Consider the following 15,892-nt stretch of genomic DNA (forward strand, 5'->3'; position numbering starts at 1 on the left):
CACGGGAGCCCCACCGATGTACCGACGCTCCACCGCGGCTGCGCTCCTGATGGCCGCAGCCCTCACCCTGACCGCCTGCAGCTCGGACGGCGACGGCAAGGCCGGCCAGGCCGAGGCCAAGCCGCCGGCCGCCTCCCCGGTCCCGGACCCGGCGGACTCCGCCGCCCCGTCGGCCGCGCCCGACGCCAAGCCCACCGGGCCCGTCCTCCCGGACGCGAAGCTCACCCCGAAGACGGGCAGCTTCAAGCCCAACGAGAAGGCGTACCTGAGCGGCCGGGTCCCCGAGAAGATGGACCCGGCGGCCGTCCTCCAGAGCGGCCAGGAGGCCTGCCAGCGGGTGGAGCGCACGGCCAAGCGGGACAAGGACGCGGCGACCGGCGCAGTCATCTCCGGGGAGATCCCCGGCGCGAAGGACGCGATCCCGTACCTGTGCCCGGCGCAGAAGCCGATCCTGGACGCCGCCGCCAAGGGCTTCGGCGACGGCACCCGGCCCGCCCCGGCACCCGGCACCTACCGGGCGCTGACCCAGAACACGGCCTGCACCTGGGAGGCCAAGGGCAAGGACGGCTCCGTCCTGGCCTCGGGCCCGGAGTCGGCCCCGAAGCCGGGCGACAAGATCACGGCGACGGTCCCGGCGGGCGCGGCGGAGTTCAGCTCCGTCAACTGCTCCGCCTGGATCCCGGCCTGACGCCTCTTCTCCGACGGCGCCCCCGCACCCCCGCACGGGGAGGCGGGGGCGCCGCCGTGTTGTGCCCCCGCGGCGGTCAGGCCTCCGGGAGCCAGGCCGCGCGGTCCGTGCCCCAGCGGGACGGCCCGGCCGGCCAGTCGCCCGGACCCACCGCGAGCGGGGGAGCCGCGTACCGCAGCCGTCCGTAGCCCGAGCCGCCCTCGCGCAGCCGGGCCTGCGCACCGGCCCCCGCCGCCCCGTCAGCCCCGGCCGCCCCGCCGGGTGCCGGGCGCGGGTCCCGCGGGACCTCCCGCACCAGCCACGACGCGGTTCCCGCCAGGGAGAACCGCAGCACCCGCCCGCCGCCCCCGGCCAGGGCCCGCAGCACCCCGGCGGCCAGCAGGTAGCCGGTCCCGTGGTCCAGCGCCTGCGCGGGCAGCACCCCGGGCACCCCGTCCGGGCCGGCCTCCGCCGCAGCGATCCCGTACCCGGCCTGCACCAGCGAGTCGAAGCCCCGCCGGCCCGCCCACGGACCCTCCCAGCCCCACGCGCACACCTGAGCGAGGACCAGACCGGGCCGCGCCGCGGCCAGCTCCCCGGCGCCCAGGCCGAACCGGTCGAGCGCCCCCGGCCGGTAGCCGGACACCACCACGTCGGCCTGCGCCAGCAGCCCGTCGAACACCGCCCGGTCGGCCCGGTCCGCGAGGTCGAGGACCGCCGAGCGCTTGCCGAAGCCCGTGTCGGCGTACGTGTCGTCCGCCTCGGGCATCCCGGGCGGGTCCACGCGCAACACGTCCGCGCCGAGCAGGCCGAGCGTGCGGGTGGCCACCGGCCCCGCGATGACCCGCGTCAGGTCCAGCACCCGCACCCCGGACGCGGGCAGCGGGCCCGGCCCGAGCTCCCGCCCGCGGCCCCCCGTCTCCCGTACGCCGGCGAGCGGCTGCGGCGCGCCGAAGGAGTCGGCCACGGCCACGGCCAGGCCGCCCGCCGCGTACACCGCCTCCTGCACGTCGGCCGCCCGGCGCCCCGCCAGCTCGGCCCGCAGCCGCTCCGGCGTCAGCGGCCCGGCGCCCAGGCCGCGTTCCAGGGCCGCCCGGTGGTGCGGATAGTTCGCGTGGGTGCGCACCCACCCGTCGGCGGCGCGCCAGAAGCCGGACAGCGGCGCGAACGACACCGGCGCCCGCCCCTCCACCCGCAGGAGCCGCTCGCTGAGGAAGGCCGCCGAGACGGCCCCCTCGTCGACCGCGATCTCCGCCCCGTCCGCCGCATCCCCCGCCGGCCGCCCGGACCGTACGGCGGCCAGCTCGGCCGCGGCCAGCGAGCACACCCCGACCGTCGCCCGCGCCAGCTCCCGCACCGGCAGCCGCGCCGCGCCCAGCGCCCCGCCCCCGCGGTACACCACCCGCCGGGCCGCCCCGTCCGGCCCGCCCAGCGCCGCCCATGCCTGCCGCGTGGCCCCGTCCGCTTCCCCGTTGATCTTCATGGGGCCATTCTGGGCGAGCACCGCGGCAGGGAGAACACCCGTCAGCCGTAGGCGATGACACGGCCCCGGCGCAGGGCGTGCTCGGCGGCCCCCAGGTACAGCGCGGTGTAGTACGCCGCGTCGGGCACCTCCTGCCACGGGCCGGGGTGCGCGGCCGCGGCCCGTCCGGCCGCCGGACCGGCGAACCAGCCGGTGAGGGCGAGGGGCCCGCCGTCCCGCGGTACGCAGTCGGGCAGCTCCAGTACGTCCGCCAGCCGCCGGGCGGCCCCGGCGGCGCGGTGCGCACTGCGGATCCGCGCCCCGCCCCCGCCGGGCTCCGCCGGCACAGACAGTTCGATCACCCCGTCGAAATCGGCCGGGACGAGCAGCTCCCAGTCCAACAGGGCGTCGTGGAGGCGGGACCCGTCCGGCTGCGCCCGGCACAGCGCCTCGAACGCGCCGTAGGGCCGGTCCGCCTGCTCCGCGAAGCCGCCGGCCCGCCCGCCGCGCGCCGCGGGCCGCCCGCGCAGCCCCAGCCGGCCGAGCAGCCCGGGCCTGCGGCCCGGCTCCGCCGCGGACGTCCCCGGCCGCGCGGGGCCCGGCGCCGGGAAGCGGCCGAGCCCGCGCCGCTCCAGTTCCCCGCTCAGGGCGGCGAGGACCGGACCGCGGATCTCGGAGTCCGCCCAGTCCTCGTCCGCCACGCTCACCACGTAGATGCCCACGGGCGCGGGCGGTCAGCGGTCCAGGGCCGCCCGGTACACGGGCAGCAGGGTGTCCAGGACGGCGTCCATCGAGAAGGACTCCGCGGCCAGGGCGCGGGCGGCCTGCGAGGCGGCGGCGCCCGCCGCCGGGTCCAGCAGTTCCCGCACGGCCGCGGCGACGCCCGCCGGGCCGGGCTCCACGGCCCGGCCTGCGCCCGCCCCGGCGACGTCCTTGGCGAGCCCGTTGGAGTGGGTGACGACCGCGGGCACGCCCACCGCGAGGGCCTCCAGCACGGACATCGGGAACGGCTCGTCCACCGACGGCAGCACGTACACGTGCGCGCGGCGCAGCTCGGCGAGCACCTCGGCCGACGACAGGGCCCCGGGCACGGTGAACCGGTCCGCCAGGCCCAGCTCGGCGATCCGGGCCAGCACCGCGGCCCGCTCGCCCTCGTCCGGGCCGGCCACCACGAACTCGGCGTCCGGGTGCGCCGCCAGCACGGCCGGGGCCGCGTCCACGAAGTCGACCGGGCGCTTGCGGGCCTGGAGCCGCGCCGAGTACAGGATGCGCGGCGGCCCCTGCGGGGCGGGGCGCGCCTCCTGCGCCGGGGTGCCGTTGACCAGCCGGACGGCCTGCGGAAGGGGGCAGCCCACGACCGCGTCCAGCCCCTCCCGCTCGTACGGGGTGAGGTACAGCACCGCGTCCGCGCCGCGCAGCACCCGGCGCACGGCCAGCGCGTCCAGCACCTTCGCCAGCAGCCTGCCGCTCGGGTCGACCATGCCGTGCGTCTGGAGCACCAGCGGCCGCCCGGCGCGCAGCGCCGCGAGCGCCACCGGCAGCGTCACCAGGTCGCGCGCCAGGTGGACGTGGACGACGTCGGCGTCGCGCACGAGCCGCCCGGCGGAGGCGAGCAGGGCCGGGGAGGTCATGCCGCTGAAGCCGAGGGGGAGGATCCGGCGGGCCGGGAACAGCTTCGCGGGAACCCCCTCGACCTCGGTCGGCCAGGGTTCGCCGAAGCCCTCGCCGAGGGCGAGGAGGGCCGCCTCGTGGCCGCGCTCCCGCAGCCCCCCGGCCAGGTTGAGGGCGACCCGCACGGGGCCGCCGAAGGCGTGCGTGGGGGAGTGCAGGGTGACGGCGTGCAGGACTCTCACTTGGGCTCCTCGACCGGGCGGCGGCGCCCGTCCATCGTCTGCAGGGTCAGGGCGGGGAGGTCCTTGTGGACGACCGAGCCGGCGCCCGCGACCGCGCACCGGCCCACGGTGACCCCGGCCAGCACCGTCGCCCGCACCGCGACCCACGCCCCGTCCTCGACGGTGATCGGCGCGTTGCGGTAGCGGAAGTCGGCCGCCCGGTGGTCGTGGGAGCCGGTGCAGAGCATGGCCTCCTGCGAGATGCACACGTTCGACCCGATGGCCACCGGCTCCAGGTTCAGCAGCCAGGCGCCCTCGCCGATCCACGTGTGGTCGCCGACGGAGAGCTTCCACGGCCACAGCACGCGCACCCGGTGCCGGATCAGGACGCCCTCGCCGATCCGGGCGCCGAAGGCCCGCAGCAGGGCCACCCGCAGCCGGGCCGGGCAGAACCACGCCATGAACACTGTGTTCATCACGGCGAACCAGAGGGCCTGCACGAGCAGGCCGCGCCCCTTGTCGTACCCGGCCAGCGTGAAGGAAGGAAGATCACGCAACGGTCGCACCTCATCGTTCTCCCCGGTGTCCCCGGGGCCCCCACGGGGCCGCGCCTCCCCTGGCGCCGCCCGCTCAGACTAGACTGCCGCCGGATCAGGCACATGGGGTGGGGGCAGCAGTGGCAACGGACATACGCAAGCCCCTCATCGCGGCCCTGCGCCCCGACCCGCGGGAGGAGGCGGAAGCCGCCCGCTGGGGCCGCGTCACCACGCCCCGCACCCTGCTCTCCCGGGCCCTGTCCGTCCCGCTGATCCTCGGCTTCACCGTCTTCCTGCCGCTGATCGTCGCCGTCCAGACCGGCGACGGCCGCCGCGACGCCGCCTTCTGGCTCCAGCTCCTGCTGACCATGTACGCGGGCGTGCGGCTCTCCGCGATGATCCTGACCAGCCGCCGCAAGCTGCTCCAGGGATCCTTCTGGCTGTTCGTCTACATGGCGATGGGCGTGGCCCCGCTCGCCCAGGCCGTCCTGGGCCGCGTCCCGACCCCCGTGGTCGGCCCGCGCTCCGACCTCACCCTCGCCATCGGGCTCGTCCTGCTCGGCTGCACCGCCTTCGACGTCGGCGTCCTGCTCGCCCGGCACCGGCCCGCCGTCAGGGCGTCCAGTGCCCGCAAGGAGGCCGGACGGCCCGTCATGGCGCACCGGCGCCGCCTCCAACTGCTGACGGTCCTCGCCTTCGGCTGCTCGGCCGTCTTCATCATGAAGCTCGGCGGCCCCGCGGTGTTCTTCTCCAGCCGCCAGGAGATCATCGCCGGCATCCAGGAGGCGGGCGTCTCCAACGGCGACGGCCAGGCCGGCCAGGCGTTCCTGCGCGGCTTCGGCACCGTCCCGGCGCTGCTCGCACTGCTGCTGTACACGCGCTGGCTGATCACGTCGAAGTACGCCCGCCGCAAGGTGTCGGTCATCGTCACCTGGGCGGCGCTGTGCGGGCTCAACCTCGTCGTCAACAACCCCATCTCGAACCCGCGCTACTGGTTCCTCACCGTCATGTTCGCGATGCTGTTCACCGTCTTCCCGGTGAGCGCGGCCATGTACCGGGTGGCGCTGTCGATGGCGGTGGTCGTCGCCCTGCTGGTCTTCCCGTTCGCGGACCGCTTCCGGTACGACGAGAAGAACTACAAGCCGGTGGAGACGACCTCGTTCCTGGAGCCGATGGCGCTCAAGGACTACGACCAGATCGGCATGTTCGCGAACACGATCACGTTCTCGGATTCCGGGCCCGGCCACTTCTACGGGCGCCAGCTCGCCGGGTCGGTCTTCTTCGCGGTGCCCCGCTCGGTGTGGCCGGGCAAGCCGCGCGACACCGGCGTGATGGTCGGCCAGTGGATGGGCACCGTCAACACCAACCTGTCGTCCCCGATCTGGGCCGAGCTGTGGATCGACTTCGGCCCGCTCGGCATGGGCGCCGGCCTGCTCGGGATGGGGTACGCGGCCGCGCGCGTCGACCGGCGGTACGCGAAGCGGGCCACGCGGCGGGCGCCGCCCGGCAGCCTGATCTCCGTGGTCGTGCCGCTCGTCGCCGGGTACTCGTTCATCCTGCTGCGCGGGCCGCTGCTCCAGGCGTCCGGGCGCGTGGCGATCGCGGCGCTGTGCCTGGCGCTGGTGGCCACGTACCGCACGGACAAGGCCACCACCCTCCGCTGACCGGCGGCGGCGCGGGCCGCCCCGGGATCAGGGGACGGGCAGGCGGGCGGCGCGGAGCCAGGCCGCCGCGGCCTTCGCCGCGGAGCCCAGCGCGAGCCCCCACGCGGCGCCCGCCACGCCGAACAGCGCGTACCCGCCGAGCAGGAAGCCCACGGACAGCAGCGAGAACACGACCTGCAGGGACAGCGTGGCCTTCGGGCTGAGCACCCGCAGCGTCAGCAGCGCGCACGTGCCGAGCCCCATCACGGCGTACTGCGCCCCCGTGGCCGGCAGCAGCGCCGACGCGGCCTGCCAGGTGTCGCCGAGGAGCCGCCGCCCCACCGAGTCCGGCAGCGCGTACAGCGCCGCCCCCCACGCCGCGCCCAGCACGGCCAGCGCCGCGCCCATCGCCGCCGTCAGCCGGATGACACCCCGCTTGCCGGAGGCCCGGCCCACGACCGGCGGCCCGAAGGCGTTCGCGGAGTTGAACAGCACGTTCAGCGGCCCGAACACCGTGGTGGCGCCGCGCAGCGCGCCGACGGCCAGCGGGGTCGCGAAGACGCCGAGCCCGAGCACCGCGAGCTGGCTCGCGCCGTTGCCGACGGCGAACTCCACGGCGAAGCGCTGCCCGAGGTGCCCGCGCCGCAGGTACGGGCGCAGGTCGGCCCGCGCCCCGCGGACGTACGGCCGCAGCAGGAGCAGCCCGAGGGCGAGCGCCGGCAGCGCGGACAGGCCCCACGCCAGCACCAGCCGCCCCGGCGCGGACCCGGCGGGCTGGACGAGGAGCGCGGCGACGGCGCACGCCAGCCGCAGTGCGTCCGCGGCCAGGGCGCGTTCGGGCCTGCGCAGCGCGGAGAAGCAGTACCGCAGCCCGTCCTGGAGCAGCACCGCCGGCAGGACGAGGCCCAGGGCGAGGAAGGCTGCCCCGGCGTCCCCCGGCAGCAGCGCCCCGACGGCCGCGAGCACCGCCCCGGCCGCGGCCGCGGCGGCCGCGGTGAAGCCGAGGGCGGAGCGGCACACCGCGCCGAGCCGCTCCGCGTCCTTCACCAGGACGGTGCTCTGCCCGACGTAGGCCATGTTCAGCCCGAGCAGCACGCTGAACGCGACGTACACCATCGAGAAGTCGGCGAAGCCGGCCGCGGTGGACAGCCGGGCGGCCAGCACCACCACGAGGATGTTGGTGGCGCTGGACGCGGCCTGGTCGAGGACGGAGGAGACGGCGGCGAGGCTCCGCCGGCTCACCTGTTGCCCATGCGGACGGTGCGCAGCGCCACGGTGTCCGTGCCGTCGCCGGGGATGTGCTGCTCCGGGTCGCCCGGGTCGCCCGGGCCGCCCGGGCGGGGGCCGGCGGGCGGCTGGGGCCGGGGCGCCGGCGCCGGGGCGGCCGCCGCGGGGGCGCCGCCCTTGGACTTGCCGCGGCCGCGCTTCTCGACGGGCAGCGGCGCGTGCACGACGGCGCCGAGCACGGTGCCGCCGGCGCCGGTGATGAGCTCCCGGATGCGGACCAGGTCGGTGCGGTGCACGGCGCGCGGGTCGCAGACCACCAGCACGCCGTCGACGCGGTCGACGAGCGCGAGGGCGTCGGCGTACGACAGGACGGGCGGGGCGAGCACCACGACGGTGGAGTTGGGGGAGTCGGCCTCGGAGATGAGGCGGGTGGCGCGCGGCGAGGTCAGGGCGCGGGCCACGTTGCGCACCCGGTCGCCGGGGATGAGGTCGAACGCGCCGGACTCGCCGGCGTCGACGACGAGCTGGCGGCCGTCGGGCCACTCGGAGTCGCCCTGGGCGCCGGGGGCGCCCGTACCGGACCCGCCCGGCATCTGGCTCCAGCGGGGCCGGCCGCCGGCGTCCGTGGGCAGCTGGCTGGCGAGCACCGGGGTGCGCAGGTCGGCCTCGATGAGCAGGACGTCCTTGCCGGTCTCCGCGAAGGAGGCGGCCAGGTTGACGGCGACCGCGGCGGCGATCTCGCTGCTTCCGCGCGGGGCGACGACGAGGAGCCGGCGCCGGTCGGCGAACCGGGAGTCGTAGGCGAGCCGGAACGCGACGGAGCGGAACGCCTCGGCGAGCCGCGGATCCTCCTCGCCCGCGGCGAGGAGCGGCCCGCCCGCGCTCTTGTCCTTGGGCAGCGCGCCGAGGACGGGGGCGCGCAGGGCGCGCGCGACGTCGCCCTCGGAGCGCGGCGCGGGGTCGAAGACGAGCCGCACCCAGGCGGCGAGCAGGCCGAGCGCGAGGCCGACGGCGGCGCCGAGGGCGAGGGAGATCACGATGCCCGGGCCGTCGTCGTCGCCGGGCGGGGTGGCGGCGCTGGTGACGCGGCCGGGCGCCATGTCCAGGGCCTGGAGCTTGGCGATGTTGCTGTTGAGGCTGTTGACCTTGCTCTGCAGGTCGGTCTTGGAGGAGTACGCGGCGTCGCGCGCCGAACCCGCCGGCATCCCGTTGATCTGCCGGACCAGCTCGTCGAGCTGCTTGGCGACCGGGGCGCGCTGGTCCTCGTAGCCCTTGACCATCGTGTCGCGGGTGACGTCGAGGGCCTCCTGCCGCTTGCGCAGGTAGGCGTCGGTCAGCGCGTTGGCGCGCTTCGCGGCCTCCTTGGGGGAGGACGCGGTGTAGGTGAAGCGGAGCACCATCGTCTGCGGCGGATTGGTGACCTGGAGGCCCGAGCGGAAGGCGGCGAAGTCCTTGGCGGTGACGCCGAGCTTCTTCGCGGCCTCGTTGGCTATGGAGCTGGACAGGGCGACCTGCCGCTCGGAGCCGATGTTGATCGCCTTGTCGGGGGCGAGGCTCGGGTTGAACGGGTCGTCGGTGGGCGCGCGCAGCACCACGTCGGTGGTCGCCACGTAGGTGTCGGCCGTGGAGATGCCGAGGTAGACACCGCCCAGCAGGCCCACCCCGATGCCCGCGCCGATCAGCCGCCGGTAGCGCAGGAGCTGGCGGAACTGGTCCCGGAGGAGGTCGGGTTCGTCCTCGGCCGGGACCGCTGCAGGGCGGTTCGTCTCGATCACGGCTGCGGACCCCCAAGTGCTTCGTCTATCAGTGCGTCGATGCGGGCCAGGCCCGCCTCGCGGCTCAGGTGGGCCGCGACGTGGCGGGGCCCCGCCGCGCCCAGTGCGTCCGCGCCCGCGGGGTCCTCGGCCAGGACCCGTACGGCCTTGAGCAGCGCTTCGGGGTCCTCCGGCGGCACGAGCACCCCGGCGCCCGAACGTTCCACTTCCTGGGCCGTGCCGCCCTCCGCCGCAACGGAGGCGACGACGGGCCGGCCGGCCTGGAAGTACGAGGTCAGTTTGGACGGCACGCTCATGTCGAGCACGGCCGCGTGCTGCGTCACGGCGAGCACGTCCGCCGCGGCGAGGATATCCGGGAACTCTCCGTCGGCGGCAGGGGGGATGATGTCCAGGTTCGGCACGTCGGCCGAGAGCGCCTCCAGCGCGGCCCGCTGGCTGCCGTCGCCCATGAGGACGAAGCGGACGGCGGGGTCGAGGCGGGCGGCGCCGACGAGCACCTCCAGGCCCTGCTTGAGGCCCATGTTCCCGGAGTGCAGCACCACGGTCTGCCCGGGCGCCCAGCCGAGGTGGCGCCGGGTCTCGCCGCGCGGCCGCCTGGGCTGGGGCACGTGGGACCAGTTGGGCACGAGGCGGATCCGTCCGGGGTCGACGCCCATGCCGACGACGCGGTCGGTGAAGGTCTCGTGGATGACGCCGACGAGGGACGCCCGCTTCAGGGCGTACGCCTCGGCGCGTCCGGCGAGGACGGCCGCCTTGTCGCCGCCGCTGATGCCGCTCTGCGCGGCCGCGGCGCCCATCAGATCCTGCACGACGGGGACGAACGGGACCTTCCACTTGGCCGCGAGGCGGGCGGCGAGGATGCCGCCGGCGAGGCTGGGCATCTGCGCCATGACGGCGTCGGGGCGCCCCATGCGGGGCGGGGCCACCGCGCCGTGCAGGAGGATCGATCCTTCGAACAGGGCGCGCTTCACGGCGGTCTGCCGGGCCGGCACGGTGTGCGCGCGCCGGTGCACGGTGACTCCCGTGCGCCGTTCCGTGCGCCGCAGCGCTCCCTTGTACTCCGGCTCCAGCGACCACGACGGGTAGTGCGGCATGCCGGCGAGGACGTGCGTATCGTGGCCGAGTTCCGCCCAGTGCTCCGCGATCTGGGTGGCGTACGGGCCGATTCCCGCGTGCTCGGGAGCGTAGTTGGTGGAAACCAGCAGCAGGCGCCGGTGGCCGGATGTGGACACGTGAGGTCCCCTTCTCCCCAGGATGATGCGCTGGTCACCCTATTCGTTCACCGGCACGCCGTGGTACGTGCACGCTATTGTCTGCTAATCCACCACACCGGGGGGTGTGGTTGCTGGGGGGTAACTCATGACGGAGCAGGACATGTCCGAACTTGGCGCCGGGGCGCGCAGACCGTATCGAGTCGGCTATGCGCCGGGCGCGTACGACCTCTTCCACATCGGACACCTCAACATCCTCCGGCATGCCCGGAGCCGCTGCGACTACCTGGTGGCCGGCGTCGTCTCGGACGAGATGGCCGAACTGGCCAAGGGGCGGCGCCCGATGATCCCGCTCGTGGAGCGGCTGGAGATCGTCCGCAGCGTGAAGTACGTGGACGCGGCGTTCGTCGAGACGGTCCCGGACAAGGTGGAGACCTGGAGGCAGGTCCGGTTCGACGTCCTCTTCAAGGGCGACGACTGGCGGGGCACCCCCAAGGGCGACAAGCTGGAGAGCGACTTCGCCGCCGTCGGCGTCGACGTCGTCTACTTCCCCTACACGGTGCACACCTCCAGCACCCAGCTGCGCCGGGCGCTGGACGCGCTCGCCGGGCCGCCCGCGGAGGGCGTCAGCGCCGAACGGCGCTGAGCTCCCGGAACCACTTCGCGAGGAACGCCGCCAGGAACAGGGCGGCGACCGCGCCGAGGCCGGCGTACGCCCAGCGGAACAGCTCCCCGCCGCCGAGCAGCAGGAACACCAGGCAGAAGACGCCGTAGTCGACGGGCAGCAGGGCCACCGCGCGCAGCGTCGACGGCGCGGCTGCGGGGCTGCCCGGCGCCGGCCGGGGCTTCAGCTTCTCGGTCAGCAGCCCGCCGAAGAAGGTGACGACCGCCGCGAACTGGAAGCCCAGCGGCACCAGCAGCCAGCCGGCGGAGCCCGTGCCGTAGGCCTCGGGGAAGCGGAAGAAGGCGATGAGCACGCAGGAGTGCAGCGCGGTCAGCTTGGCCGCGTCCACGACGTGGTCGAGCCATTCGCCCGCCGGGCTGCCGCCGCCGCGCAGCCGGGCCAGCTGCCCGTCCGCCGAGTCGAAGGCGAAGCCCGCGGCCAGCGCGGCCCACACGGCGGCGCCGAGCGCCCAGGACGGCGGGACGAGGGCCACGGCGGCCACGGCGGCGAAGCTGAAGGCGGCGCTGACGAGGGTGACCTGGTTCGGGGTCAGCCCGAGGGCGTACGACCCGGCGGCCAGGTAGCGGCCCGCCGGCCGGTTGACGAACCGCGAATAGAGCGAGACCCCCTTCGCCGACTTCTGCGCACCGCGCAGCTCCCGCAGCGCGGTTCCTACACTCGCCATGCGCACCCCTGATTCCCGCGACGGCACACCTGCCCGGTCGGGGCACGTGCGTACGAAGGCCACATCATCGCAGGGCCGGAGCGGGCTCCCGCCCGGAATCCGCCGCGCGGACGTCCGGGAGCAGCAGCACGCCCAGGTTCGCGGCGGCGCTGAGGACGGCGGCGGCCAGCAGCGGCGCGGCCGTGCCTGCCGCGGCCGCGAGCGGGGCGGCGACGGCGAGGCCCAGCGGCCGCGAGGCGAAGGAGATCAGGGTGTCGAGCGAGCCGACCCGGCCCAGCGCCTCCAGCGGGATCCGGCGCTGGAGCTCGGTCTCCCACAGCGGGCTGAGGACGCCCAGCCCGAACATCGCGGCGAAGTAGGCGGCCGCCGTCACGCCCAGGGGCAGCCGCAGCGCGAACGCGGCCAGCGGCAGGGCCTGCGCCGCCGCCCCGACGGCCACCCCGTACAGCGGGCGCCGGACCGGCAGCCGGCCGGCCGCCCACACCCCGGCCAGCAGCCCGGCGGTGCCCACCTGGGCGACGACGACCCAGGATCCGGCCCCGCCCAGGCTCTCGACCGCGATCAGCGGCCCGAGGGTCAGCAGGAGCCCGGCGGCCAGGTGCCAGACGCCGTGGGCGAGGGCGTTGGCCAGGAACCACGGGTGCCGGCGCGCCTCGGCCCAGCCGCCCCGCAGCTCGGCGGCGAACCCGGCCCGCACCCGGGCCGCGGGGGCGTGGAGGGGCCGCAGACCGCCGAGGGTGAACGCGGAGCCGGCGAACAGGGCGGCGGTCAGGAGGGAGGACCATCCGGCGCCGAGGGCCAGCACCGCTCCGCCCGCGGTGGCGGGGCCGGCGATCTGCGCGATCCCGCCCGCGACGCCGAGCCGGGCGTTGGTGCGCAGCCGGTCGGGGGCGGGGACGACCGCGGCGACCAGGGTCCGGGCGGAGGGGTTGCCGAAGGCGACGCCCGCGCCGGTGGCGGCGGCGAGCACGGCGAGCCACCCGATCCGCACCGGCCCGGCCAGCAGCAGGAGCCCGGTCCCGAACTGGGCCGCGGCGCGCACCAGGTCGGCGGCGAGCACGACGCGCCGGGCGGGGAAGCGGTCGGCGGCCACCCCGGCGACGGGGAGCAGGAGCAGCATCGGCACCAGCTCGGCGGCGAGCACGATGCCGAGGTCGGCGGCCGAACCGCTGCGCACGACGGCGAGGGTGAGGGTGGTGGGGATGAGGGCGGTGGCGAAGGCGGCGCAGGTGCGCCCCGCGAGGAGCCGCCGGATCGGCGAGGTCATGACAGCAGACTATTTCGCCAGCGAATCATTCGTCAACGAAATATATGGCGGCGGATGCGATACTCCCCGCATGGACACAGAGGACTCCGTCGACCGCCACATCGCCCGCTGGAGCGGCAAGGTGCCCTTCGACGTGCCCACCGAAGGCGTCATCACCCGGATCCAGCTGCTGGCCAAGCACGTGAAGTACGGCAAGGAGCGGGCCCTGGCCGAGACAGGCCTTCAGGAGTTCGAGTTCGAGACCATGCACCGGCTCGCCGGCCGCGGCGCCCCCTGGCGGGCGCCCTCCGCCGAACTCGCCGCCGAACTGCTCCTCTCCCCGGCCGGGATGACGGGCCGCCTCGACACCCTGGAGAAGTCCGGGCTGGTCCGGCGGGTCCGCGCCGAGGGCGACCGCCGCCGGGTCGACGTCGAGCTCACGGACGAGGGCCACCGGCGCTGGATCGACGCCATGCGCTGGCGGGGCATCGCCGAGGCGGAGATGGTCGAGCCCCTCGACGACGGCGAACGCGCCGCGCTCTCCGCGCTGCTCAAGCGGATGCTGCTGCACGTCGAGGCGAAGTAGCCCGGGACCGCGCCGCGCGCCGCGCCCGCCCGGCTCTCAGTCCGCGACGCGCAGCAGCAGCACCGACCGCGCCGGAACCGCCAGCTCCTGCCCGCCCCGGTGCCGTGTGCCCGGCGCCGCGGCCTGGTCCTCCCGCGAGGTGTCCAGCAGCAGTTCGTACTCCGCCGCCCACGGCGGACCCGGCAGCACCCACGGCAGCGGCCGGTCCCCGGCGTGCAGCAGCGCCAGGAAGCTGTCGTCCGCGACCTGCCGCCCCCGCCCGTCCCGGCCCGGGATGTCCCGCCCCGACAGGTACATCCCCAGCGCCGCGGCCGGCGCGTACCAGTCCTGCTCCGTCATCTCGGCGCCGGCCGGCGTGAACCAGGCCAGGTCCCGCAGGCCGTCGGCGGCCTGCGGCCGGCCGGAGAAGAACGCCCGCCGGCGCAGCACCGGGTGCTCCTGGCGGAGCGCCACCAGCCGCGCCGCCAGCGTGCACAGCTCCCGCCACTGCGGATCCTCCAGCAGGGACCAGTCCACCCAGCCGACCCCGTTGTCCTGGCAGTACGCGTTGTTGTTGCCGCCCTGCGTCCGGCCGAACTCGTCGCCCGCGACGAGCATCGGCACCCCCGTCGACAGCAGCAGCGTCGTCAGCAGGTTGCGCAGCTGCCGCCGCCGCAGCGCCCCGATCCCGGGATCGGCGGTCTCGCCCTCCGCGCCGCAGTTCCACGACCGGTTGTCGTTGGTCCCGTCCCGGTTCTCCTCCCCGTTCGCCTCGTTGTGCTTGCGCTCGTAGCTGACCAGGTCCCGCAGGGTGAAGCCGTCGTGGGCGGTCACGAAGTTCACCGAGGCGTACGGCCGCCGCCCGCCCCACGCGTACAGGTCGCTCGACCCCGACAGCCGGTAGCCCAGGTCCCGTACGTCGGGCAGGGCGCCCCGCCAGAAGTCCCGGACCGCATCCCGGTAGCGGTCGTTCCACTCCGTCCACAGCGGCGGGAACGCCCCCACCTGGTAGCCGCCCGAGCCCACGTCCCACGGCTCCGCGATCAGCTTCACCCGGCGCAGCACCGGGTCCTGCGCGATGACCGCGAGGAACGGCGACAGCATGTCGACGTCGTGCATGGACCGGGCCAGCGCCGCCGCGAGGTCGAAGCGGAAGCCGTCCACCCCCATCTCGGTCACCCAGTACCGCAGCGAGTCGGTGATCATCCGCAGCACGTGCGGCCGGCCCGCGTGCAGGGTGTTCCCGCAGCCCGTGTAGTCGGCGTAGCGCCGCTGGTCGTGCTGGAGCCGGTAGTAGCCCCGGTTGTCGATGCCGCGCAGCGACAGCGTCGGCCCCAGCTCGCCCGCCTCCGCGGTGTGGTTGTAGACCACGTCCAGGATGACCTCGATGCCCGCCGCGTGCAGGGCCCGCACCATCCGCTTGAACTCGCCGACCTGCTGCCCGGCCGTGCCGCTGGAGGAGTACCCGGCGTGCGGGGCGAAGTACCCGACCGAGTTGTAGCCCCAGTGGTTGCGCAGGCCCCGGCGCAGCAGGTGGTCCTCGTGCGCGAACTGGTGCACCGGCAGCAGCTCGACCGCCGTCACGCCGAGCCGCACCAGGTGCTCGACCGCCGCCGGGTGGGCGAGGCCCGCGTACGTGCCGCGCAGGTGCTCGGGAACACCCGGATGGCGCATCGTGAACCCGCGCACGTGCAGCTCGTAGATCACCGAGTCGGCCCACGGCGTCTTCGGCCGGACGTCGTCCGACCAGTCGTCGTCATCGTGGACGACGACGCCCTTCGGCACGAACGGCGCCGAGTCCCGGTCGTCGCGGACCGTGTCGGCGATGTACTGCTGCGGCCAGTCCCGGACGTGCCCGTACACCTCCGGCGGCAGCGTGAAGTCTCCGTCCACGGCCCGCGCGTACGGGTCGAGGAGCAGCTTCGCCGGATTGAAGCGGGCCCCCGTCCACGGGTCCCACCGGCCGTGCACGCGGTAGCCGTACCGCTGGCCGGGCCGCACACCGGGCAGGAAGCCGTGCCAGATCTCATGCGTCAGCTCGGTCAGCGCGCACCGCGTCTCGGCGCCGTCCGCATCGAAGAGGCAGACCTCCACGGCCTCGGCGCCCTGCGCCCACAGCGCGAAGTTGGTGCCCGCTGTCCCGTCCGGCCCGGTCCGGAAGCGGGCCCCCAGCGGGTGCGAGGACCCGGGCCACACCGGCGGCCCGGCCGGCTGCGCCGACGCGCCGGGCCCCGCCCCCCGTACGGCCCCCGGGGCCCGGGGGGCCTCCGGCGCCTGTCCTGCGTCCACCGCGGTGTTCACCGCACCTTGCTCGGCTGCGCTCGACACTGCCCGCCTCCACGGCTCCTCGGTACCGGCGGGGGCAGTGCTGTGCGGCCC

At 75.7% G+C, this 15,892-nt stretch carries 14 protein-coding genes; 4 read left to right on the forward strand and 10 right to left on the reverse strand.

What is annotated here, in order from left to right; all coding sequences use genetic code 11:
• Window positions 1-16: 16 nt before the first annotated feature.
• Window positions 17-688: a hypothetical protein gene (locus tag C0216_RS05995; RefSeq protein ID WP_114054252.1), complete on the forward strand. Its 672-nt coding sequence runs from the start codon at window positions 17-19 to the stop codon at window positions 686-688.
• 76 nt (window positions 689-764) lie between these two features.
• Here C0216_RS05995 and C0216_RS06000 read toward each other — a convergent pair whose 3' ends face one another.
• From C0216_RS06000 to C0216_RS06015, 4 genes are read right to left on the reverse strand one after another with little or no spacing between them, the layout of a single operon-like run.
• Complete coding sequence (locus C0216_RS06000; protein ID WP_114054253.1) at window positions 765-2,150, reverse strand: CoA transferase; 1,386 nt, start codon at window positions 2,148-2,150, stop codon at window positions 765-767.
• 41 nt (window positions 2,151-2,191) lie between these two features.
• Complete coding sequence (locus C0216_RS06005) at window positions 2,192-2,851, reverse strand: hypothetical protein (RefSeq protein WP_114054254.1); 660 nt, start codon at window positions 2,849-2,851, stop codon at window positions 2,192-2,194.
• Window positions 2,852-2,863: 12 nt separating this feature from the next.
• Complete coding sequence (locus tag C0216_RS06010) at window positions 2,864-3,982, reverse strand: glycosyltransferase (protein ID WP_114054255.1); 1,119 nt, start codon at window positions 3,980-3,982, stop codon at window positions 2,864-2,866.
• Window positions 3,979-4,518: a WcaF family extracellular polysaccharide biosynthesis acetyltransferase gene (locus C0216_RS06015; protein ID WP_114054256.1), complete on the reverse strand. Its 540-nt coding sequence runs from the start codon at window positions 4,516-4,518 to the stop codon at window positions 3,979-3,981. The genes C0216_RS06010 and C0216_RS06015 overlap by 4 nt, the downstream gene beginning before the upstream one ends.
• A 155-nt stretch (window positions 4,519-4,673) precedes the next feature.
• Here C0216_RS06015 and C0216_RS06020 point away from each other — a divergent pair, with 155 nt between their 5' ends.
• Window positions 4,674-6,161 (forward strand): hypothetical protein, encoded by a 1,488-nt coding sequence (locus tag C0216_RS06020; protein ID WP_246042780.1) that lies wholly within the window; start codon window positions 4,674-4,676, stop codon window positions 6,159-6,161.
• A gap of 27 nt (window positions 6,162-6,188) precedes the next feature.
• Here the strand turns inward: C0216_RS06020 and C0216_RS06025 are convergent, their stop codons facing one another.
• Genes C0216_RS06025 through C0216_RS06035 form a run of 3 tightly spaced genes read right to left on the reverse strand, consistent with a single transcriptional unit; the run spans window position 6,189 to window position 10,344 of the window.
• Window positions 6,189-7,382: a hypothetical protein gene (locus tag C0216_RS06025; protein ID WP_114054257.1), complete on the reverse strand. Its 1,194-nt coding sequence runs from the start codon at window positions 7,380-7,382 to the stop codon at window positions 6,189-6,191.
• Window positions 7,379-9,142: a lipopolysaccharide biosynthesis protein gene (locus C0216_RS06030; protein ID WP_114054258.1), complete on the reverse strand. Its 1,764-nt coding sequence runs from the start codon at window positions 9,140-9,142 to the stop codon at window positions 7,379-7,381. The genes C0216_RS06025 and C0216_RS06030 overlap by 4 nt, the downstream gene beginning before the upstream one ends.
• Complete coding sequence (locus C0216_RS06035; protein WP_114058479.1) at window positions 9,139-10,344, reverse strand: glycosyltransferase; 1,206 nt, start codon at window positions 10,342-10,344, stop codon at window positions 9,139-9,141. Before C0216_RS06035 ends, C0216_RS06030 begins: the two co-directional genes overlap by 4 nt.
• Before the next feature lie 172 nt (window positions 10,345-10,516).
• On the opposite strand from C0216_RS06035, the gene C0216_RS06040 reads away from it, so the two are divergent.
• On the forward strand, window positions 10,517-10,999 hold the full coding sequence (locus C0216_RS06040; protein ID WP_114058480.1) for an adenylyltransferase/cytidyltransferase family protein: 483 nt from the start codon (window positions 10,517-10,519) through the stop codon (window positions 10,997-10,999).
• On the opposite strand, the gene C0216_RS06045 is transcribed toward C0216_RS06040, so the two are convergent.
• Both C0216_RS06045 and C0216_RS06050 read right to left on the reverse strand, forming a co-directional pair.
• Complete coding sequence (locus C0216_RS06045; protein ID WP_114058481.1) at window positions 10,980-11,702, reverse strand: CDP-alcohol phosphatidyltransferase family protein; 723 nt, start codon at window positions 11,700-11,702, stop codon at window positions 10,980-10,982. The genes C0216_RS06040 and C0216_RS06045 overlap by 20 nt on opposite strands.
• 64 nt (window positions 11,703-11,766) lie before the next feature.
• Window positions 11,767-12,969 (reverse strand): MFS transporter, encoded by a 1,203-nt coding sequence (locus tag C0216_RS06050; RefSeq protein WP_114054259.1) that lies wholly within the window; start codon window positions 12,967-12,969, stop codon window positions 11,767-11,769.
• Between the two features lie 70 nt (window positions 12,970-13,039).
• Between C0216_RS06050 and C0216_RS06055 the strand changes: the two genes are divergently transcribed.
• Window positions 13,040-13,534 carry a MarR family winged helix-turn-helix transcriptional regulator gene (locus C0216_RS06055; protein WP_246042336.1) on the forward strand — a complete coding sequence of 165 codons (495 nt, stop codon included), beginning with the start codon at window positions 13,040-13,042 and terminating at the stop codon, window positions 13,532-13,534.
• 36 nt (window positions 13,535-13,570) lie between these two features.
• On the opposite strand, the gene glgX is transcribed toward C0216_RS06055, so the two are convergent.
• Window positions 13,571-15,841: a glycogen debranching protein GlgX gene (glgX, locus tag C0216_RS06060; protein ID WP_162793125.1), complete on the reverse strand. Its 2,271-nt coding sequence runs from the start codon at window positions 15,839-15,841 to the stop codon at window positions 13,571-13,573.
• Window positions 15,842-15,892 lie beyond the last annotated feature (51 nt).

The sequence above is a fragment of the Streptomyces globosus genome, from assembly GCF_003325375.1.
In the GTDB taxonomy this organism is placed as follows: domain Bacteria; phylum Actinomycetota; class Actinomycetes; order Streptomycetales; family Streptomycetaceae; genus Streptomyces; species Streptomyces globosus_A.